Genomic DNA, 20,484 nt, shown 5'->3' with positions numbered 1-20,484 from the left:
GTGTCCAAAATATTGACTCAAATCCATTCTTTAGCTAATTGTTGTAGAGAAGATGGAGATAAGTAGTTTTGAAGTTCTTGAGAAAAGAGATTCATTTCGTCTGAAACAGAAAAACTCATAGAAAACGCCATTCTTCCTGTATATTTCTACAAAAAGAATAGCGTTTTTTCGTTATGATGATACAAATTCACCTTAGCTTGTTGGCGGTACCCCTAATATAGTTCTCACATGTCACTGCAAAATTCTATATACTAAAATTAATTAAACTAAAATACACGAAGAACCTTTAAATAGAAGTTTAATACGAGGAGGAGATATCATGCTTATTACGGAACGGCATCAATTAATTTTAAAGCTGTTAAAAGAAAAGGGGAATGTTAAGATTCATGAGCTAGTAGAATTAACAAATACTTCAGAATCTACTTTGCGTCGTGATCTAGATCAATTAGAAAAGCAGAACTACTTAAAACGAGTACATGGTGGAGCTTCACTATTACATAGTAAACGAGACGAACCAAGTGTGTTTGAGAAAATAACGCAGAACCTTGAGGAAAAAGCTAAGATAGCAAAATATGCGGCAGAACTAATTTTGGACGGCGACTGTGTTTATCTTGATGCTGGAACAACAACGTATCAGATGATCAAACATTTAAGGCAAAAAGATATCGTTGTCATTACAAACGGAATTGATCATTTAGATGCATTACTTGAAAATGAAATATGTACATATTTTATTGGTGGATTTGTTAAAAGGATTACTAAAGCAACAGTTGGACGTTATGCATACGAAAGTATAAAAAAATACAGATTTGATAAGTGTTTCATGGGTGCGAACGCTATTCATTATAATTTTGGATTGACTACCCCAGATCCAGAAGAGGCGCAAATAAAAGAAAGAGCCATTTTCTTGTCACGTGAGGCCTTTGTATTAGCAGATCATACAAAATTTGGAGAAGTATCATTTTCTAAGTTTGCAGATTTAAATCAAACAAAAGTTATTACGAATGAAGAAAGTACAATAACGTTAGGAAAATATAAGGAGAAAACGGAGATAATTATTGTGAGGGATTAAAAACTAAATTTGCTATCGTTGAAGGAAAGCTGGTATTCAAACTGTCTGATTCAGACAGTTTGAATACCAGCTTTTTTGAAAATTCTGAAATTATTTTATTGGAAATTTCCCCCTTTGTTTTATCAATATAATAAAGAATGCTTGATTCATTGTAATGTGATCAATTAACAATGAGGGAAAATCTGCTCCATCTATTAAACATTCCATTTGAGAGTTTAATATTTTATGTTATCAATATATTTTTTGCAATAATTGGTACCATTGACAATTACAAACAGCTTTAATATAATCAAAATCAATCAAAACCAACCAAATTCATTCATTTGTAATTATAATGTGTAATGGGTAATTATATTGTTTTACAAGGGATGAAAGCGTTATCAATAAATAGTCAATGTGAAAAAACTATCAAAATCAACCATATCTCCATTATTTCAACCAAAAATATTCATTTAAGGAGGTGATCTAGTTTAAGAGATTGAGAGCGGTAACAATTTCTCGTTCTGTAGCTAATTATTTTCATCTTCAAAAACTAGGGGGATTAATATGAAAAAATATGTAAAAATTCTAGGAATACTAGTTTTGACTTTTGTAATTGCCGCGATGACGGCATGTAGCGGGGCTAGTGAATCATCAAATGGATCAACAGATGGTAACGAAGGACAAAAAGGTAACAAACAATTAACGATCGGTGTAGCGGTGGGGAGTTTAGCAAACCCTTTCTTCGTCTCCATGGCTAAAGGTGCTGAAGAAGCAGGAAAAGAATTAGGTGCTGAAGTTCTAGTTGAAAGCGCTGAATATGATCTAGCAAAACAAGCAGCTCAAATTGAAAACTTTATTACGAAAAAGGTAGATATCATTCTTTTAAATGCTGTTGATACAAAAGGAATTGCGGCGGCTGTTCAACAGGCCAAAGCTGCTGATATTCCAGTAGTTGCTGTAGATACTAATGCTGAAGGTGGTGTCGATGCAACTGTTACTTCAGACAACTATCAAGCTGGTAAACTGGCCGGAGAATATGTGATTGAAAAATTAGGTGGAAAAGGAAAAATAGTTATTATTGATGGACCTCCTGTTTCGGCTGTATCTGATCGTATTCAAGGATTTGAAGATGCAATAAAGGATTCCAAAATTAAAGTTATCGCGAAGCAAAATGGAGAAGGGAATCGCGAAAAGGCATTAACGGTGATGGAAAGTATTTTACAAGCTAATTCATCAGGCTCTATTGACGCGGTATTTGCGATTAATGATCCAGCAGCAATTGGTGTTGAAATTGCTCAAGAGCAAGCGAATCGTAAAAATGAATTTTTCATTGTCGGTGTGGACGGTGCTCCTGAAGCCACAGAAGCAATGGCAAAGGAAGGAAGTACAATTGCTGCAACTTCAGCTCAGTCACCTAGTAACATGATCAAAAAAGCTGTTGAAATCGGGATGAAAGTGAAAAATGGTGAAGAAGTTGAGGAGCTTATTAAAGTTCCAGTTGAGATTGTAACTCAAGATACATTAGATTCTTACCAAGGTTGGTAAGCTTCTTTCAATAAATAGGCTGATAAGGATTCCTCCTTTAATCAGCCTATTCAAATCAATATAAGGGGTGAGATAAAGGTATGGCTGTCAATGAAATGTCGCTTAAAGGCCAACAAATTCTAAAAAAGCCAGTGTTGAATATGGATGGGATTAGTAAAACGTTCTCAAGTGTAACCGTATTGAACAATGTGAGAATGGAACTTTATCCAGGTGAAGTACATGCATTAATGGGAGAGAATGGCGCTGGAAAGTCAACTTTCATGAAAATCCTCGCAGGCATTCATACACCTGATGACAATGGTGGGAAAATCTACTTGAAAGGTCAACCAATTTTATGGAAGGATCCTACTGATGCAAGGAACAAAGGAATTAGTGTTATTCATCAGGAGTTAAACCTTTCTCCTAATTTAACAATAAGTGAAAATATCTTAATGGGTTCGAATTTTCCTAGAAATGGTTTAGGAATGGTGAAATGGGATGAGGTCCATGAACGTGCCCAAGAGGTGTTAGATTCAATGGGGTCGAATTTAAATCCACGCCAATTGGTTTCGACCTTAAGTGTTGCTAAACAACAAATGGTCGAGATTGCCCGAGCATTATCCTTTAATGCAGAGGTACTCATAATGGATGAACCAACCGCCTCTTTAACAGATAAAGAAATAAAAAAGCTGTTTGAAATTATTGATGATTTGAAAAAGCAGGGAGTTGCTATTGTATATATCTCTCACAGAATGGAAGAAATCTTTAAAATTTCTAATAGGTTCACTGTATTACGTGACGGCGAATGGATTGCAAGTGGGCCGATTGAAGAGACAAATCCTGATCATCTCGTAAAGCTGATGGTAGGAAGGGATTTAAAGGACTTGTTTAATCGGTCAAAAGCTTTTGGCACAAAAAATCCAAAGGAAGTTTCACCTGTACTTGAATTGAAAAATGTTTCTGATAACACAATTGTAAAGAATGTATCTTTAAAAATTTACCCAGGTGAAATTGTTGGTTTAGCGGGGCTTGTTGGTGCAGGCAGAACAGAATTGGTTAGGGCTATTTTCGGTTTGTCCGAGTTGAAAAGTGGCGAAATATTGGTTGATGGTCAATCTGTTAAAATCAAATCCTCAATAGATGCTATTGCTAATAGGATTGCACATGTACCTGAAAGCAGGAAAGAACAAGGGTTATTTTTATCAATGTCCGTAAAAGAGAACATCATAATGGCTGAATTGAAAAAACACGCTAAAGCAGGAATTGTTAATTGGAAGCAAGCAAATGAAAGCGCTAACCAATATATTGTAGACTTAAATATAAAAATAGCTTCCCCAGAACAGCAAGTATCAAACTTAAGTGGTGGGAACCAACAAAAGGTAGTGATCGCTAGGTGGCTATCAATTGCACCAAAGGTATTACTGCTTGATGAGCCAACACGAGGTGTTGATATAGGTGCCAAGACTGAAATCCACAAGATTGTTTCAAAGCTTGCAGATGAAGGATTGGCCGTTTTAATGATATCCTCTGAACTTCCTGAAGTATTGGGGGTAAGTGATCGAATACTTGTCATGAGTGAAGGAAGGTTAACAGGCGAGCTTTCGAAGGAAGAAGCTACACAGGAAACAATTATGCGTTTAGCTACCAAAGGGGGGAGAGAGAAATGAGAGGGAATACGCAAACTATTACACATTCACAACGCCTAAATATAGGAAATGTCCTTTATTCTTTATGGAATAGGCTTGGCATGATCATGATTTTATTATTATTGTGTGTAGTACTTTCATTTACAGCACCAAATTTTTTAGATACAGCCAATTTATTGAATGTATTAAAACAAGTTTCCATTATTGCTATTTTAGCTGCTGGGATGACAATCGTTATTTTAACTGGTGGTATTGATTTATCAGTTGGTGCAACAGTTGCTCTATCTGGCGTTATCTCAGTCATGGTCTCTTCTGCAGGAGTTAATCCTTTTATTGCGATGTTATCAGGCGTACTAGTAGGGTATGCAGTAGGACTGATTAATGGTTTTCTTACAGCCAAAGCAAAGTTACCAGCATTTATTGTTACACTAGGCAGCTTCACATATGTTCGTGGACTCGCTTATGTCATTAGTGGCGGTTATCCAATTGTTTTACAAAACGAAACATTTAAATTCATCGGTGGTGGAAGTATTTTCGGAATCCCCACTCCTATTTATATCATGTCTTTAGTATATGTTGTGATGTTTTTTGTTCTTAAATATACGATGTTTGGTCGTCATATTTATGCGATTGGTGGCAATGAAGAGGCAGCTCGGTTAACTGGAATTAAGGTTGAAAAGTCTTTAATCAATGTGTATTCGATCAGTGGTTTACTAGCTGGTTTAGGAGGAGTCGTTTTAGCGGGAAGGTTGTTTTCTGGACAGCCAACTGCTGGTCAAATGTATGAATTAGACGCAATTGCTGCTGTTATTCTAGGAGGAACAAGTTTAACAGGTGGAAAAGGGAAAATAATAGGAACAATTATTGGGGTTTTAATTATGGGGGTAATCAGTAATGGGTTAACTCTAATGGATGTCAACTATTATTGGCAGTTAGTTGTAAAAGGTGGAGTCATTGTGGCAGCCGTTCTATTAGATCGATTGCGCGGAAATAGTCCAGCATAACGATCACATGTCATTTTAGATTTTAAAAAAGGGATGTGAAATAAAGGTGAAGAGGATTATTAGTACTCTACTAATATGTTCAACTGTCACTTGTTTACCATTTAATAGTGCATATGCAGAAAATCCAGGGTATTATAATGAACCATACCGTAATCAATTTCATTTTTCTCCTGAAGCTAACTGGATGAATGATCCGAATGGTATGGTTTTTTATAAAGGTGAATATCATTTGTTTTATCAATATCATCCGTATGGAACGACATGGGGACCGATGCATTGGGGGCATGCTGTCAGTAAAGATCTTGTTAATTGGGAGCATTTGCCGATTGCTTTATCGCCGGATGAAAACGGCCAGATTTTCTCGGGGAGTGCTGTTATTGATTGGAACAATACAGCTGGCTTTGGAAAAGAAGCAATGGTTGCCATCTTTACGCATTCAGGGGATAAGCAAGTCCAAAGTATAGCGTATAGCCTAGATGAAGGAAGAACTTGGGAAAAGTATAAAGGGAATCCCGTAATGCCAGACCCTCCTTTACAAGATTGGCGCGATCCTAAAGTATTTTGGCATGAAGAATCAAACCAATGGGTTATGTCGTTAGCGGCTAAGGATAAGATCATGTTTTATACCTCACCTAATTTAAAAGAGTGGGAGTATGCAAGTGAATTCGGCGAAGATGGTGGAATACAAGCAAATAGCTTAGACAGAACTTCTTATGCCATGTCATCCCAGACAGGTGAATCATTTAGCTATGAGGGAGATATTACGCTTAAAGAGAAGAATGGGAGAGAAGGGGCAGGCGGTTTAGTTTTTCGGTCAGATAGGAGTGCGAAGAACGGCTATGTTGCGAGCTTAGATGCCAAAAACGATGTCATAACATTAAGTAAGAATGTAGATGGAACAAATGAGGAAATTGCGAGAAAACCTTTTACCCTCAAAACTTCAACTACCTACCATGTGAAGGTTGAAACAGAGGGGGATCAAATTCAAGTCTCTGTAAACGATCAATCTGTTATAAAAAAAACAGATATAGAATTCGATTATGGATACTATGGATTGTCAGCGTGGAATTCAACGGCTGCCTTTCGAAATGTGGAGTTCAAGAATACATCTGACTTTGAAACCAATTTATCAAAATGGACCGATGTAAACGGTAGCTGGGAGAACACGATGGATGGAAAAAGTGGAACCTCTACGGAGGATGCTTTTGTAATTAGTGGTCAAACAGGGGATAACTTTTTTTATGAAGCAAACATTGAGATATCTGGGGAAAAAGGTGGAAACGGAGCTGGCTCGCTCGTTTTTCGTGCAGATCCTAATGCAACAAACGGTTATATGGCGAATATCGATGCTTTAAACGATACAATAAAAATCATGAAAATCGAAAATGGAGACATATCCATTCTAGCTGAAAAAACAATAAATCTAGATACAGATAAAAGGTACCATTTAAAAGCAAGCACCCATGGAAAAAATATTAAAATTTCTTTAGATGGCAATCTCATTCATGATGTAAATGATTCAACTTTTTCATCAGGGCATTTTGGCTTAAATGTTTGGAATTCATCCACGTTATTCCAAGATGTTCAAGTTGGTAAGAACATCATGACAAATGAGAAGGAAATTATTAATCATGATTTTGAGACAGGTGATCTAACTGGGTGGAGTACAATCGAAGGTAATGCTTTCACAAAAGATCATGTGACAAATGTATCATCATACTGGGGAGGGGATTTCGGCCACCAAGGAAACTACCACTTATGGGGGTTTACTGATCTTCAAAAGGGGGAGGACGCAACAGGAGAACTGCTCTCCTCATATTTTAAACTAGATGGCTCTGGAGAAATCAACTTACTGTTGGGCGGTGGTAATGATATCAACACCCGCTATGTTTCGTTAGTGAGAGCCTCTGATGATCAAGAATTAATTCGACAAGCCAATACCAAATTTAAAGAAGAAAAATATCAAAAATACGTCTGGGATGCTTCTAAATACATTGGAGAAGTGTTATATATTAAAGCTGTAGACCAAGCTACAGGTGGTTGGGGTCATTTAAACATGGATGATGTTAATGTTTATAATGAAGGGGCCATGCCAAATGAAGTAGACCAAGTTGCCAAAGAGCCTGAGAAAGACGATTCGAAAGAAAGCGGCATCCTTACAGACTGGTCTGCTGTTTCTGGAGAGTGGATACCTTCTACTCATGGTAGTAACGAAGGGGTTTGGGAATGTCCTACTCTCATCGAATTACCAATTGATGGTGACCCTTCAAAAACAAAATGGGTACTACAGGTAAGCATTAATGATGGCGCTCCTGCAGGCGGGTCAGGTATGCAATATTTTGTAGGTACCTTTGACGGGAAAACGTTTAAAAATGAAAACCCTTCCAATCAAGTGTTATGGACTGACTACGGGGCAGATTATTATGCCGCAGTAGATTGGAGCGGAATTGAGGGTAAGAATGGCGAAAAATATTGGATTGGCTGGATGAGTAATTGGCAATATGCAAATAATACACCAACTTCGACTTGGAGAAGTTCAACGACATTACCAAGAAAGATGGAGCTAACTCAGACAGAAGAAGGTTTACGTTTAAAACAAACACCAGTTTCTTTAAAAACCATTCGAGATAAGAGTGAAAAAATTTCATATAAAAATAAAGTCATATCTGGTGAAAGTAATCTCCTATCTAAACTATCAGAAGATACATTTGAAATGATAGCTGAGTTTGATGTAGATGATATAAAAGCAACTGAATTCGGCTTTCAAGTTCGTAAAGGAGCAACTGAATATACGACTATTGGCTATGATGTTGCCACCAAACAGTTATTCGTAGACCGTTCAAGTTCAGGAAGCTTTGATTATGGGAACAATGTAGTCGGTAAGCATGACGGACCGTTAAATGCATTAAATGGGACTGTGAAAATGCATATTTTCATTGACCGATCTGCTGTAGAAGTGTTTGGAAACAAAGGTGAAACGGTTATTTCTGATCAAATTTTCCCGGATCCATCAAGTAAAGGATTACAAATTTATAGCAAGGGTGGAGAAGTTACATTAAAGTCTTTGAAAATATACCCTTTAAAGAGTATATGGAAAAGATAAAGACTAAATTTCAAGCCTATTAAAGAGGGGTTGATAGTAAGAGTTTATGAAGGCTGTCGAAAATGATCGATAGCCTTTCATTTTACCTAAATCACAAGAATGGAGAGTGTAATGTAAATGAATAAAACAAACCGCGCAGTCATATGCGTTGGGGAGCTTTTGATCGATTTTTATTGTACAGATATTGATGTTAATTTAATGGAAGGTAATCATTTTCTAAAGAAAGCAGGGGGTGCACCAGCGAATGTCGCAGCTGCTATTTCAAAGCTAGGTGGGGAAGCGAGTCTTATTGGAAAAGTAGGAAATGACCCATTTGGATTATTTTTAATAGAAACGATGAAAGAGGTGGGGGTTGATACATCGATGATTGTTACTGACGATTTAGCACCAACTACTTTAGCATTTGTTTCTTTACAAGCAAATGGTGAAAGGGATTTTGTATTCAATAGAGGAGCGGATCGAAATTTAACAGAGGATAACTTATACCTAGATAGATTAAGTGGTGCAAAGATCGTTCACTTTGGATCTGCAACTGCATTTCTGGAAAACCCTTTTAAAACAACTTATTTAAAGGCAATGGAATTTGCACAAAATAGGGGGATATTTCTATCGTTTGACCCTAACTTCCGACATGATTTATGGAAAAATAGAGTGGCTGAATTTATTAGTTTAGCCAGAAAGGGTATATCAATGGCTGACTTTGTAAAAGTTAGCGAAGTAGAGCTTGAACTAATCACGGGAAAAAGGGATAAATATGATGGAATAGCAATGCTCCATCATTTAGGGGCAAAAATAGTGGCTGTTACCCTTGGATGGGAAGGCACTCTTCTTTCAAATGGAAGTGGAATGAGTGTAATAAACAGCGTCGAAGTAAATTCAATTGACTCAACTGGTGCTGGTGATGCATTTGTCGGTGCTGCTTTATTTCAATTTGCAAATCTTGAGTCCTATGACACAATTCTTAGTGATTTTAGTAAACTTAAAGAGATCATTCTTTTTGCAAATAAAGTAGGTGCCGTCGTGTGTACGAAGGTAGGAGCGATTTCTTCTCTACCAAACGAAGAGGATATATATAAGATTTAGTCTTCATCGTATTGTTTCGGAATGTGAAAAAATCGCGGTACACCTGGCTTAGGGAGTCTAGGTGCATCGCGATTTTTAGTTTATATAAGCGGTTGTTCAAGAAGGAACTAGTCTTTACACATTTAATGAGAAGTGGCGAAACAAATTACAAGACCTATTCGGCAAAAACCAATGACTGTAAAGTCTGTCATCTCAGAGTGGAATGCTTCGGGAAAACAGCGACCATAAGAACCATATCACGCCCCATCGCCCATGAACTATAGAAAACATGAAAAGGACAAAAACAAGTGGTTACAAACTGGTTCAAAAACTAAGAAGAATCTGGTGTGAAGGCTCATTTGGCACCATGAAAATAAAGCACAATTTATATAAGACATATAAGAGGGGCATTCAAAAAATCCATGAACAATGCCTCTTTTCGGCGTTGGCATTAAACTTAAAACGAATGATAAAAGTAATGAACTAGCTACAAAAAAGTGAAGAAAAATAATAAATAAACAGCAATTAACGATAAAAGTCAAAATGGGGAAGGAGCAAAAGCTCACCCCCCATTTTGTCAACAGCCCCCTTATCCGGGTGAGTATGGACGGGGGTTTCTATGAGTAAGAATATATACTGAATTTCAGATTAAAGAACTTGAAAAGAATCCAAATATCATTAGTGCTTCCGAGCGATCTATTTCCTATAGTCCGGAATTTAAAACAAAAGCTGTTAAGGAATATAAAAAGGGGAAAGCCCCCTCTCAAATTTTCATTGACCAGGGAATTAATCTCGAAATAATTGGAAAGAAACAACCCAAACGTTGTCTACAGCGCTGGCGTAGTACCTTTGAAAGGTTTGGTGAGGAAGGCTTCCTTACGGAACGCCGTGGAAAAGGAAGTACATCACGCCCCACTTCTAAGCCACAGTCTGCAGAGGACCAACTTAGGAAGGCAGAGGCGAGAATCAGATTCCTTGAAGCAGAAAATGACTTCCTTAAAAAACTGGAAGAGCTAGAAAGGGAGGCTCTGAAAAAGAAATGATTTTAACTGCTGCTGAGAAGTTCGTTGTTTAGAATTTGAAAAATTAAAGGTGGCAAGACAATTTGAAAAAATGGGAAAATGTAGCGTTTGGTAGTTCAATTTTTATTGTACTAACTTTCCTTCCTCTGTACCTTGATAAAATTGGTATTTCCCTTTGACTTAAATCAGTAAGTACTGTACTTTTTGGTGTTTTTTGAATGGTTTTCGCTAATAAAAGGCATGATCAGTTTATCTGGCCTTATATACTTAACAAATATGTTCGTCATAGTCTGTTTTCAAGTAATTCATCATCGTTTGTTTTTGGTGGGAATAATGAAAACAATTGAAGTAAAAGGAAAAGTCGTCAAAAAAGAGTGGGTTTTTATCATCGAAGCCATAAGTATGTAAAAAATCCGAAATTATTTTTTCTTGATCCACTAAGTCGAACAATCCGGATACATAAAATTGATAACTGAATTTATTATATAAAAAAAGGTATCCTGTATCCTCAAAGATATTTTTCACTAAATGACCATCCAATTTTAACTCACTCCTTTCTTACCAATATACCTTGTTATCCATTAAATTATTCAGTGTTCATATTTCGGGGAATATCAGTATATTTATTGCAGACTGTTTTTTATACCTTTAATGCATTAAAGGCTGGAAACAACTGTAGGAAAGATCGCAAACGAAAAAAGCACATCCCATAAGGATGTGCCGCATATAACAAACTTCTTATTTATACATTTCTGCCACTTGTTTTTGCAATTGGCTATTTTCAAGGTACTCATCATAACTAATTTGCTTATCGATTGTTCCTTTTGGTGTAAGTTCAATGATACGGTTCGCCACAGTTTGGATGAACTGATGATCATGAGAGGAGAAGATCATCGATCCTTTAAAGCTGATCAAACCGTTGTTCAGCGCCGTAATCGACTCTAAGTCTAGATGGTTAGTAGGTTCATCAAGCATAAGGACGTTCGAACCGCTTAACATCATTTTAGAAAGCATACAGCGGACTTTTTCGCCCCCTGAAAGGACACTTGCCTTTTTGGTGACTTCATCACCAGAGAATAACATTCTGCCCAAGAAACCGCGCAGGAAGCTCTCGCTCTGGTCATTAGGAGAATATTGACGGAGCCAATCGACTAGTGTTAAATCGACACCTTCAAAGAATTCGGCATTATCCTTAGGGAAATATGCCTGAGAGGTCGTAACGCCCCATTTGAATGAGCCGCTATCCGGTTCAATTTCACCTGCCAAGATTTTGAACATGGTTGTTTTAGCAATCTCATCTTTACCGACAAATGCAATCTTGTCGCCTTTATTCATCGTGAAGCTGACGTTATCCAATATTTTTATGCCATCGATCGTTTTCGAGATTCCATCTACACGAAGCAGGTCGTTCCCGATTTCACGCTCAGGTGTAAAGCCGACATATGGATAGCGGCGCGAAGAAGGCTGTATGTCATCCAAGCTGATTTTGTCCAATAATTTCTTACGGGATGTCGCCTGGCTCGATTTGGATGCATTGGCACTGAAACGGGCGATGAAATTTTGAAGCTCTTTGATTTTTTCTTCTTTTTTCTTATTGGCATCTTGAGTCAGTTTAAGGGCAAGCTGGCTTGATTCATACCAGAAGTCATAGTTCCCGATATAAACCTTGATTTTACCGAAATCGAGATCCGCGATATGTGTACAAACTTTGTTAAGGAAGTACCGGTCATGGGAAACTACGATAACAGTGTTTTCGAAGTTGATTAAGAACTCTTCCAGCCATTTGATCGCTTTTAAGTCCAAGTGGTTGGTAGGCTCATCCAGTAAAAGAACATCCGGTTTACCGAACAGTGCCTGGGCAAGCAATACTTTAACTTTGTCCCCACCGTTCAATTCGGCCATTTTCTTTGTATGAAGGTCTTCTGCAATGCCAAGGCCCTTTAAGAGGATGGAAGCTTCAGGTTCAGCTTCCCAGCCGTTTAATTCGGCAAATTCACCTTCAAGTTCGGCGGCTTTCATTCCATCTTCGTCCGTGAAGTTTTCCTTCATATAGATGGCATCTTTTTCTTGCATGACTTCGTATAATCTTTCATGTCCCATAATGACAACTTTAAGGACTTCTTCTTCTTCAAAAGCGAAGTGATCTTGTTTTAGAACGGCAAGGCGTTCGCCAGGCCCCATATGGACATCACCGGATTGTGCTTCAACTTCACCGGAAAGGATTTTTAAGAACGTCGATTTACCCGCCCCATTTGCACCAATCAGACCGTAGCAGTTACCAGGCGTGAATTTTATATTAACATCTTCAAACAGTTTACGATCGCCATATCGTAAACCAACATTATTTACAGTAATCATTTATTTACATTCCTCCAAAATCTTTTGTTTCAACGTTTCCAACACTTTGTTGCACTAGTTTTACGCTGATTCACTCAAACAGCAGTTTATATCCATTAATTTATTAAATGCCGTTCATTAAATTGTATCTTATTTCGTAGGAAAATTAAAGTTAGATTAGCAAAAACAAACGTTTATAAGCAAAAATTACTCAGGAGTTTAATATTGAAGAACAAGTATTGGCTGTAATGTAAGTTCTATTTTTTTGTAGAAAAAAATTATGAGTATAAAGGCTCATTACATATTAACCTTATAATTGGTAATATAGGTAACTGTAACTAATGCAAAAGGAGGGGGATATATGAGCGATTCAGTAGGGTTTTGGAAACGTTTTTTAGCAGGATTTTTGGATTTCTTAATAGTATCTGCACCAGTAGCGATAATTTTCGGGTTAATTACCAGTGATTGGGAAAACGAAAACTTTTCAACGTTTGTCAACTTTCTTTACTTGCTGATTGCCCCGATAATATGGTATGGCTATACAGTGGGTAAAAGGATATTGGGTATACGCATAGTAAGGGTGGACGGTAAAAAATTAGGCATAGGCACAATGCTAATGAGGAATTTTGTTGCTACTTTAGTTTATGCCGTTACATTAGGGATAGGGTATATTGTCAGTGCATTCATGGTTGGATTAAGAAAAGATCATAGATCCATACATGATTTCATAGCTGGTACATACGTGACATCAAATAAACCATAAAGATTGATAAGCAGTTTAATAGCTGCTTTTTTTAATGCGAAATTACAAATTCAAACGGATATGATTTTTCATGGGAAACCCTTGAATGAACTCTAGATGTATTTTCATTCAATATAAAACAGGGCAAAGGAATTTACTGATTGTATTGGTGGGGAATTACATAATGAGGAATAAATATTACATTGGAAACCACGTTAGAATATCTAATGGCAGTTAAGGTGTTTTTTAAGGTCATGAATACGATCATTTAGCACACATGTCAGTGGAGTAATCGGGTGTTGTTCATACATTGTAAATGTAAAGGAACAGAAAAGCACTTTACCTATATGGTCAAGTGCTTTGGTTATTCAGAACTTCTCTATTTTGATTAATGATGATTTTATTCCTTAAAATCATTTCCTTATTATTAAGTCCAACATTCACTTCTTTGGTATTATTCACCTTTTCTAGCAGTGATACTACAGATATTTCTAATAATTCAGGGATAGACATATTTGTTTTAGATGATAAAATTTCAAGTTCATGGATTAATTTAGGGGATAGTATTGGTTGTCTCTCATTTATTTCCATGACGGTACCCACTTTCGTAAGAAAATTATTTAATTGTAATCTAAGTATATAACATGAGATTCCAATGAAACATTAAATTATCGTTATTTATGTTAAGAATTGATGACCTTTGTGGAAGAAAGGTCTAGCTGGGCACTTCCCCTATTAGGGGAAGTGCTTTTTTGTGTTGACTAATTACTTGGTAAGGTCATTTCCCTGAAAATCATGATTGGCCCATTAAGCATTAAACCTTAATGCACGATCAGGGATCGCCTGATTGATGGGTCTAATATCTTTTTGATATACAATAAATACACTGCATATCATAATGAATAAGAGAAGAGAATTGTCCAGAGGAAGAAATGAAAATAAACTTCCTACTTCCAGAATGGAAATGACATTTTTAGAGATGTAATAATTAAATATGTCTATTTCGTATTTTCTGAAAAGCATTCAGATTTTCCTTCTAAAAAAGTTAATTTCAACTATATAATTCTATGTGTCCACATTTGTCAACCATTGGGTTTTCTGATAGTATAAATGTCCATTTCATCTTAGCATCGGTTTTTAAAAATAAACGAGGAAGGGAGAGTGGTTATATTGGGAAGTCACCCTGATTTTGAACTGGAACGACAGCGGCTGGATTTTACCAAACGTTACATAGATGTAGTCATCAAAACATCAGAAACAAGCAAAGATCAATTTCAGCGGAATATGCAAGAAGCTTTTGGTGATGCCGATTGGTCTGAATCCGGCTTATATTCTCAATTGTTGACGACAGCCAACTTTTTTGAAATGTCCAAAGCTGAACTTGAAAGTTTACGTAAAGCAAGTAAAAAGCCCTACTTTGCAAGAGTGGATTTTGAAAGGAATGATGGTGAAAGAGGGGAAGTGCTTTATTTCGGAAAAACGTCCCTTTATCAGAGGGAAAGCCAGGAACAGATCATCGTAGATTGGCGTTCACCAATTGCAAACCTTTACTATGAGGGACGGATTGGTGAAATTGAATATGAGGCGGAAGGGGAAACGTTTAGCGGGAACATCACTTTAAAGAGACAATTAATGATTGAAGAAGGTGTCTTGGAAGAGGTAAGGGACATTGATCTAACAACGACGGATGAATTGTTGCAGGAATCTCTCTCTAAAAGTTCCAGCAATCGGTTGACAGATATCATTACAACGATCCAGGAAGAACAAAATAAAATCATTCGTGCAGATTTGAATAAACCTATCATTGTTCAGGGCGCAGCGGGCAGTGGTAAAACGACAATTGCTTTACATAGGATTTCTTATTTCATTTACCACTATAAAGACTTGTTCGATCCGCGACAATTAATGATTCTTGCCCCCAGCCGGGTGTTCATTGATTACATATCTGAAGCATTACCTGAATTAGGTGTTGAAAAAGTAAAACAATTCACATTTTCCGAATATGTGCAGGCAGCGATAGGAAAGCAAGTGAAGCTTGTGCCTGATGATAAACTAACTCGAATGCTGGAAAAGGATGATGAAGAAATAAAGTCCGCTGTCTGGATATCAGGTCTAAAGGGCTCCCCCGTATTTAAATATATTTTGGACGAATATGTAAAGGATATTTTCAGGGGTTTTCATCCGGATGCAGATTTCTATTGTGATAAATATCGCCTCTATTCCGCTAAGAAGTTCATTAGATTATTGGAAGAGGATTATTGGTATTTACCGTTATACGGCAGGCTGGACAAACTGAAGGCCATTTTACAAAATGAAGTTAAATTGAAAAAGAAAATAATGCTTGATCGTGTTCTTGATTTTTATGAGGCTAAAATTGAGAAGGCTCTCATTAAGAATATAGATCCAGACATACGCAAGGAATTTGTTACAAAATGCCTCGATAAAAAAGAGGAAAGGATCGGACAGATCCAAAAAGCGATCCGTTCTTCTGTAAAAGGCTATTTTAAGCAATTCAAAAATAAAGATCTTCTACATTACTATCAGGAATTATATCAAGATCCGGAGCGGTTGGCCTCGTATAGTAATGGTAAACTTACTTTTGAAGATGCAAGTGCTTTATGTGAGTATAATCATAAATTATTTTCTGATAAAAGCTATGAGATGGAGGACTTAGGTGCATTATTATATCTTCAGGAGCGGCTTTTTGGTGTCGACAAAGAAAATAAAGCAAAAAATGTCGTCATTGATGAGGCTCAGGATTATAGTTTCATGCAGTTACAGGCACTCAAAACAGCAGTGGATACGGATATGTTCACACTAGTAGGTGACCTGGCACAAGGCATCCATTCATACCGGGGGTTACAAACATGGGATGAGGTCCACCATCGTATTTTCCCGCGGGCGACGTACACTGAATTACAAAAAAGCTATAGAACCACTGTTGAAATAATGAAACAAGCTAACCGGGTTCTTCAGTTGTTAACCTACGATTTCCCGGAAGTTGAACCTGTAGTCCGTCATGGCAGGGATCCGGAATTCATTTCCATTGAAAAGAAAGGGTGGGAAGAAGAGCTAATCGAACTTATTGAAAGCCTTAAAGGAGAGGGATTTAAAACGTTTGCCGTTATTGCCAAAACGATGAAAGATTGCAAACTGGCAAACGAGAAACTAGGTGCATTCCATCAAAGCTTTCATTTAATAGATGAAGCGGGAAACATTCCTAAAGATAAAACATTAATTGTTCCTTCATATCAAGCTAAAGGCCTGGAATTCGATGTCGTATTTGCAATATCCCTGGAAGAAGCGTATCGCCGTGAAAATGAGCTTGATATTAAACTGCTATACGTAACAATGACAAGACCATTGCACCGACTTTATTTTTTGGGTAATGAGAAAAATGCTTTCTTAATTGAGACATGAGAGGTGGAAGATGGGATGTAACCATCCTCCGGGTACGCTCACAAATGCAAAAGGATATCCTTAATATCTTGCCATCCAAAACCGACCTCGATGAGCTCGATGCCAGCCATTTTAACAGTTTTTTCAGCTATTACTTGACCGCCGAGCGCCTTGTAAAAACCGCATGAAGGATTATCCTTTAATGCCCAGATTATTAAATTCTTATGTTCCATTTTAATAAGTTCATGTATGACCGCTTTTATCATTTTTCGGCCGAATCCCTTCCGTTGATACTCTTTTAAAATATAGACGGCATATACTTCACCTTGAATATGCGGATCATTCGTTTGTTCAGGTCCGCCCGCAGCGAAACCGATGATTTCCCCATGGGCATTTTCCGCAACAAAAGTGGCATTATGCAGCATCTTTAAATTTCTTAACCAGTTTTTCCTTCTGGCTTCCAGATTCAAGGAAGACAAGTATTGATCCGGGAGGATGCCTTTATAAGTCGTTTGCCAGCTGTTTATATGTACATTTGCTATTCCATTTACATCTTCTTCTATGGCTCTCCTGATTTTCATTAAAGACACCTTCTGGTTTTAGTATTTTTTTCTAGAATATCATGGAAAAAGTGAATAAGCATTTAATTTATGTTTATAACTTCATGATAAAGGATAAGAAATAAAAGAGAGATTCAAGCAGATGAAGGGAAGGATGAGAATGATGAAATTGAAAGTTGGTTTTTATTTTCCGGGAGGCAAAGAAATAGAGCATGAGGTAGAAGGAGATGACTCAACTCAAATGATTTCAAATATTCAAAAGCACCGTTATTATAATTTGGTTAAAGGCGATTGCCATTATGTCATAGATACGGAAAAAGCAGCTTATTTTTCTGTAACCGAAATATTCGATTGAGAATAAACTGCATTGGACTTTTGTTCCATTGCGGTTTATTCTTTTTGGTGTAAGGAACCGGAAAAGGGGTTAATGGACAATGAAAATCAATTTTACCAAGAAACAGTTTGAAACATTATTCAAAATGGTTCAGTACGGATATTGGGTTGCTTCCGATACTGAAAATAATAAAGAATTCAGTGAGGTTGAACAGTATCTCAATTCCTTTGCCAAAGATTTCGGCATGGAAGGAGTCCAGTTTTTGAAGGAATACGAAATATATGATTTAAGCAGGGAATTGGAGGATCAACTTCATGAAGTCATAGATGAATATGAAGAAGGAGTATTCAGGGATAAGCTTGCCTATCATTTGGCAAGAAAAGAGTTTGCCGAAGAATCGCAAAACCATGAATATAATCAGGAGGAAGCCTTTAAACGTATCCTGGAGCTCGAAGAAAAATATCATATTCATATTGAAGAACAAGGGTTACGGAAATTAAAGATAGAAGTATAAAAAGAGAGAGGGCACAATTTGTCCTCTCTCTTCTAATTCTGAAAAAAATAAATTCTGTGTTCTTCACGAATGGGCATCACCCATATCGCAGAGGTTTTATTCACCTGAATTTTGGCCTAATCTTTCAACTGTGTATTGGTAAAATGCCATTAGGTCATTTTGTGACGCAAAACCTGCTTGTGCAGTCTGTTCGCTCCCTCCGCCTTTCCCATTATACGAACTGAGTTCAGCTTTAAAATATTTTCCGCAATGTAAGGGGAAGGACCCACTGTGCGAAAGAATCACCTTTTGCTCCTTACGTGATGCTAATAATACGGTAACCTTTTCCTTTTTTACAATCGTACCTGCAAGGTAAAGCAGATCTTTCATTGGGCTATCTTCGAATATATGAGAGATGAATCCCTCTGCATTTTCTGCAATCAAAGAGTCAGCAAGAAAGTTTGCATTTTCAAGTTTTAAGTTTTCATTTACCGATAGTAGCTTGTTATAGTCATTCTCCAGTTTCTCCACCCTATTCAATATCTCTGTACGTCCGGTATTGAATTTATTCGATAAGGCTGAAAGAATACCAAGACTTTCGGAAAATTCGTTCAATGCCCTGAAGCCGCACTTAAAATAGAGGCGGGTATTATCTTTCTGCTTCTCCGTTTTGAAAATCTTTATTAAGCCTATCTCACCGGTTCGAGCTACATGGGTTCCGCCGCAAGGGTTATACTCAATCCCTTCTATTTCAACAATACGGATATTTTCGGACACAGTAGGCATTTTAACGACAGGAAGTGTCTGTAATTGCTCCTTTGTCACGTAATATGCATGTATTTCGCGATTCTCAATAATATATTGATTAGCCTGCTTTTCAACTGCCGCCGTATGTACTTCAGTCCATTTAAATTCGGACGTTATATCGATCGTTAAATAATCCTTTCCAAGATGAAAGCTGACCGTATTCGAGTCAAACAGTTCGACACAGACTGCAGAGAGTAAATGCTGGCCGCTATGCTGTTGCATATGATCGAAGCGGCGGGGCCAATCCAGCTCACAGTGAACTATCTCTGAACTTGGCCGTCTCTCAGTCTTATGAAGGATCTTCCCATCATTGCTTTTTATAATATCCAGAACAGTGATTCCTTCTATTTTGCCAGTATCTGAAGGCTGTCCGCCCCCTTCTGGATAAAAAGCGGTTTCTTCAAGAGTGATGTAGTAAAAGCCATTTTCTTCAACGGACTCCCGGATATTGGTATCCCATTCGGAAGTCATGGTGGACGTGTAATACAATTTTTTTGTCATGAATGTTTTCTTTTTCCTTTCAGTTAATCAATAAATTATATCACCGAAATACCTAAGTATGAAATTATGGGAGTAAAAGCTTAACCGGCTAATTATGACTAAGGTTTTGGGACAATTTTGGTTTATCGTGATATTGCAAAAGAAGATGAAGTGGATCAAATGAAGTCCGAATTTGTCAGTACAGTTAGTCATGAATTAAGAACACCGCTTGCAAGCGTCCATGGTTTTACCGAATTGATGCTGACAAACCCATGAAATCCGAAAGACAGACAAAATATGTACAGACAATCTACAATGAAGCAAGAAGACTTACCGCACTTATCAATGATTTCCTGGGTGTTCAAAGGATGGAGTCCGGTAAACAGATATATGAAAAAAATGTAGAAATCATACCATTAATTCAAAAAGTAATTGAACATTTAGAAATAAATACAGTACAACATGATATCCGACTCAAAATCGAAACCAAGGATATAATGATCTTAGGTGATCACTTAAAAATTGAACAAGGCTTTTTCAACCTTTTTTAGCAATTCAATCAAATATTCGCCGGATGGGGGCAGGGTCTCTATCCGTGCATATAGCTGGGACGATATGCTTTTCATTGATATCAAGGATGAGGGGCTTGGCATCCCAAAAGAATCACTGCCGCATTTATTCCAGAAATTTTATAGGGTCGATAATTCAGATCGCCGGATGATTGGGGGAACTGGCCTTGGATTAGCCATTGTTGATGAAGTCATAAAGTCACACGGCGGATATGTTACGGTGTTTTCCCAATTACGGACATGGAAGTACATTTACCATATCATTGCTAGAGTAACCCAGAAAGAAGTGGGTCTCAACAATGATGGACAGTCATGAAAACTGAGCTATGATATTATGGTCATTGAAGA

The 20,484-nt window shown here is 37.2% G+C and carries 20 protein-coding genes and 1 pseudogene; 16 read left to right on the top strand and 5 right to left on the bottom strand.

Translation table 11 applies throughout. From position 1 onward, the window contains the following. The first annotated feature begins 319 nt into the window (after positions 1-319). The 9 genes and pseudogenes from SB775_RS06225 to SB775_RS06185 all read left to right on the top strand — a co-directional run bounded on the left by SB775_RS06225 (position 320) and on the right by SB775_RS06185 (position 10,436). Positions 320-1,072, top strand: a complete 753-nt coding sequence (locus SB775_RS06225; protein WP_410860895.1) for a DeoR/GlpR family DNA-binding transcription regulator — start codon at positions 320-322, stop codon at positions 1,070-1,072. 546 nt (positions 1,073-1,618) lie between these two features. Further along, positions 1,619-2,599 (top strand): ABC transporter substrate-binding protein, encoded by a 981-nt coding sequence (locus SB775_RS06220; protein ID WP_410860894.1) that lies wholly within the window; start codon positions 1,619-1,621, stop codon positions 2,597-2,599. Between the two features lie 80 nt (positions 2,600-2,679). Next, positions 2,680-4,245 carry a sugar ABC transporter ATP-binding protein gene (locus SB775_RS06215; RefSeq protein WP_410860893.1) on the top strand — a complete coding sequence of 522 codons (1,566 nt, stop codon included), beginning with the start codon at positions 2,680-2,682 and terminating at the stop codon, positions 4,243-4,245. 80 nt (positions 4,246-4,325) lie between these two features. Next, a complete protein-coding gene (locus tag SB775_RS06210) occupies positions 4,326-5,228 on the top strand; it encodes an ABC transporter permease (RefSeq protein ID WP_410860968.1) in 903 nt (300 codons plus the stop codon). A 73-nt stretch (positions 5,229-5,301) separates the two neighbouring features. Beyond that, positions 5,302-6,318, top strand: a pseudogene (locus tag SB775_RS06205) (glycoside hydrolase family 32 protein); the annotation flags it as partial. A gap of 78 nt (positions 6,319-6,396) precedes the next feature. After that, a complete protein-coding gene (locus SB775_RS06200; RefSeq protein WP_410860967.1) occupies positions 6,397-8,331 on the top strand; it encodes a glycoside hydrolase family 32 protein in 1,935 nt (644 codons plus the stop codon). A 117-nt stretch (positions 8,332-8,448) separates the two neighbouring features. Continuing rightward, positions 8,449-9,414, top strand: a complete 966-nt coding sequence (locus tag SB775_RS06195; protein ID WP_410860891.1) for a carbohydrate kinase family protein — start codon at positions 8,449-8,451, stop codon at positions 9,412-9,414. A gap of 268 nt (positions 9,415-9,682) precedes the next feature. Continuing rightward, positions 9,683-9,880, top strand: a complete 198-nt coding sequence (locus tag SB775_RS06190; RefSeq protein WP_353957977.1) for a transposase — start codon at positions 9,683-9,685, stop codon at positions 9,878-9,880. Between the two features lie 142 nt (positions 9,881-10,022). Next, positions 10,023-10,436: an HTH domain-containing protein gene (locus SB775_RS06185; protein WP_410860966.1), complete on the top strand. Its 414-nt coding sequence runs from the start codon at positions 10,023-10,025 to the stop codon at positions 10,434-10,436. Positions 10,437-10,682: 246 nt separating this feature from the next. On the opposite strand, the gene SB775_RS06180 is transcribed toward SB775_RS06185, so the two are convergent. Both SB775_RS06180 and SB775_RS06175 read right to left on the bottom strand, forming a co-directional pair. Beyond that, positions 10,683-10,955 (bottom strand): hypothetical protein, encoded by a 273-nt coding sequence (locus SB775_RS06180; protein WP_317776965.1) that lies wholly within the window; start codon positions 10,953-10,955, stop codon positions 10,683-10,685. Positions 10,956-11,153: 198 nt separating this feature from the next. Further along, the gene (locus tag SB775_RS06175; protein ID WP_061463500.1) at positions 11,154-12,773 is read right to left on the bottom strand and encodes an ABC-F family ATP-binding cassette domain-containing protein; all 1,620 of its coding nucleotides are present in this window, start codon (positions 12,771-12,773) and stop codon (positions 11,154-11,156) included. 340 nt (positions 12,774-13,113) lie between these two features. Here SB775_RS06175 and SB775_RS06170 point away from each other — a divergent pair, with 340 nt between their 5' ends. Then, entirely contained in the window at positions 13,114-13,515 is a 402-nt protein-coding gene (locus SB775_RS06170; protein ID WP_410860890.1) for an RDD family protein, read from the top strand. 330 nt (positions 13,516-13,845) lie between these two features. On the opposite strand, the gene SB775_RS06165 is transcribed toward SB775_RS06170, so the two are convergent. Continuing rightward, a complete protein-coding gene (locus tag SB775_RS06165; RefSeq protein ID WP_061463498.1) occupies positions 13,846-14,085 on the bottom strand; it encodes a hypothetical protein in 240 nt (79 codons plus the stop codon). A 570-nt stretch (positions 14,086-14,655) separates the two neighbouring features. Between SB775_RS06165 and SB775_RS06160 the strand changes: the two genes are divergently transcribed. Further along, the gene (locus SB775_RS06160) at positions 14,656-16,914 is read left to right on the top strand and encodes a HelD family protein (RefSeq protein WP_410860889.1); all 2,259 of its coding nucleotides are present in this window, start codon (positions 14,656-14,658) and stop codon (positions 16,912-16,914) included. A gap of 38 nt (positions 16,915-16,952) precedes the next feature. On the opposite strand, the gene SB775_RS06155 is transcribed toward SB775_RS06160, so the two are convergent. Beyond that, positions 16,953-17,474, bottom strand: a complete 522-nt coding sequence (locus SB775_RS06155) for a GNAT family N-acetyltransferase (RefSeq protein WP_410860888.1) — start codon at positions 17,472-17,474, stop codon at positions 16,953-16,955. 139 nt (positions 17,475-17,613) lie between these two features. Between SB775_RS06155 and SB775_RS06150 the strand changes: the two genes are divergently transcribed. Next, positions 17,614-17,808: a hypothetical protein gene (locus SB775_RS06150; RefSeq protein ID WP_061463495.1), complete on the top strand. Its 195-nt coding sequence runs from the start codon at positions 17,614-17,616 to the stop codon at positions 17,806-17,808. Positions 17,809-17,887: 79 nt separating this feature from the next. Next, positions 17,888-18,301 carry a hypothetical protein gene (locus tag SB775_RS06145; RefSeq protein WP_061463494.1) on the top strand — a complete coding sequence of 138 codons (414 nt, stop codon included), beginning with the start codon at positions 17,888-17,890 and terminating at the stop codon, positions 18,299-18,301. A gap of 96 nt (positions 18,302-18,397) precedes the next feature. Here SB775_RS06145 and SB775_RS06140 read toward each other — a convergent pair whose 3' ends face one another. Then, positions 18,398-19,588, bottom strand: coding sequence for an alanyl-tRNA editing protein (locus tag SB775_RS06140; protein WP_410860887.1), 1,191 nt, complete (start codon positions 19,586-19,588; stop codon positions 18,398-18,400). 117 nt (positions 19,589-19,705) lie between these two features. Here SB775_RS06140 and SB775_RS06135 point away from each other — a divergent pair, with 117 nt between their 5' ends. The 3 genes from SB775_RS06135 to SB775_RS06125 are packed head-to-tail and all read left to right on the top strand — an operon-like array spanning position 19,706 to position 20,452. After that, entirely contained in the window at positions 19,706-19,843 is a 138-nt protein-coding gene (locus tag SB775_RS06135; RefSeq protein ID WP_410860886.1) for a histidine kinase dimerization/phospho-acceptor domain-containing protein, read from the top strand. After that, positions 19,840-20,118 (top strand): histidine kinase, encoded by a 279-nt coding sequence (locus SB775_RS06130; RefSeq protein ID WP_410860884.1) that lies wholly within the window; start codon positions 19,840-19,842, stop codon positions 20,116-20,118. The genes SB775_RS06135 and SB775_RS06130 overlap by 4 nt, the downstream gene beginning before the upstream one ends. Continuing rightward, positions 20,090-20,452 (top strand): sensor histidine kinase, encoded by a 363-nt coding sequence (locus tag SB775_RS06125; RefSeq protein ID WP_410860883.1) that lies wholly within the window; start codon positions 20,090-20,092, stop codon positions 20,450-20,452. Before SB775_RS06130 ends, SB775_RS06125 begins: the two co-directional genes overlap by 29 nt. Positions 20,453-20,484 lie beyond the last annotated feature (32 nt).

The sequence above is a fragment of the Peribacillus sp. SIMBA_075 genome (assembly GCF_046534585.1).
The sequence above is the reverse complement of the archived record's forward strand: the minus strand, read 5'-3'. Positions and strand labels throughout refer to the sequence as shown.

Excerpts from the sequence above, each read along its gene's own strand:
- SB775_RS06225 (WP_410860895.1), top strand. The coding sequence starts at position 320 with ATGCTTATTACGGAACGGCATCAATTAATTTTAAAGCTGTTAAAAGAA.
- SB775_RS06220 (WP_410860894.1), top strand. The coding sequence starts at position 1,619 with ATGAAAAAATATGTAAAAATTCTAGGAATACTAGTTTTGACTTTTGTA.
- SB775_RS06215 (WP_410860893.1), top strand. The coding sequence starts at position 2,680 with ATGGCTGTCAATGAAATGTCGCTTAAAGGCCAACAAATTCTAAAAAAG.
- SB775_RS06210 (WP_410860968.1), top strand. The coding sequence starts at position 4,326 with ATGATCATGATTTTATTATTATTGTGTGTAGTACTTTCATTTACAGCA.
- SB775_RS06200 (WP_410860967.1), top strand. The coding sequence starts at position 6,397 with ATGGATGGAAAAAGTGGAACCTCTACGGAGGATGCTTTTGTAATTAGT.
- SB775_RS06195 (WP_410860891.1), top strand. The coding sequence starts at position 8,449 with ATGAATAAAACAAACCGCGCAGTCATATGCGTTGGGGAGCTTTTGATC.
- SB775_RS06190 (WP_353957977.1), top strand. The coding sequence starts at position 9,683 with ATGAAAAGGACAAAAACAAGTGGTTACAAACTGGTTCAAAAACTAAGA.
- SB775_RS06175 (WP_061463500.1), bottom strand. The coding sequence starts at position 12,773 with ATGATTACTGTAAATAATGTTGGTTTACGATATGGCGATCGTAAACTG.
- SB775_RS06170 (WP_410860890.1), top strand. The coding sequence starts at position 13,114 with ATGAGCGATTCAGTAGGGTTTTGGAAACGTTTTTTAGCAGGATTTTTG.
- SB775_RS06165 (WP_061463498.1), bottom strand. The coding sequence starts at position 14,085 with ATGGAAATAAATGAGAGACAACCAATACTATCCCCTAAATTAATCCAT.
- SB775_RS06155 (WP_410860888.1), bottom strand. The coding sequence starts at position 17,474 with ATGAAAATCAGGAGAGCCATAGAAGAAGATGTAAATGGAATAGCAAAT.
- SB775_RS06150 (WP_061463495.1), top strand. The coding sequence starts at position 17,614 with ATGATGAAATTGAAAGTTGGTTTTTATTTTCCGGGAGGCAAAGAAATA.
- SB775_RS06145 (WP_061463494.1), top strand. The coding sequence starts at position 17,888 with ATGAAAATCAATTTTACCAAGAAACAGTTTGAAACATTATTCAAAATG.
- SB775_RS06140 (WP_410860887.1), bottom strand. The coding sequence starts at position 19,588 with ATGACAAAAAAATTGTATTACACGTCCACCATGACTTCCGAATGGGAT.
- SB775_RS06130 (WP_410860884.1), top strand. The coding sequence starts at position 19,840 with ATGAAATCCGAAAGACAGACAAAATATGTACAGACAATCTACAATGAA.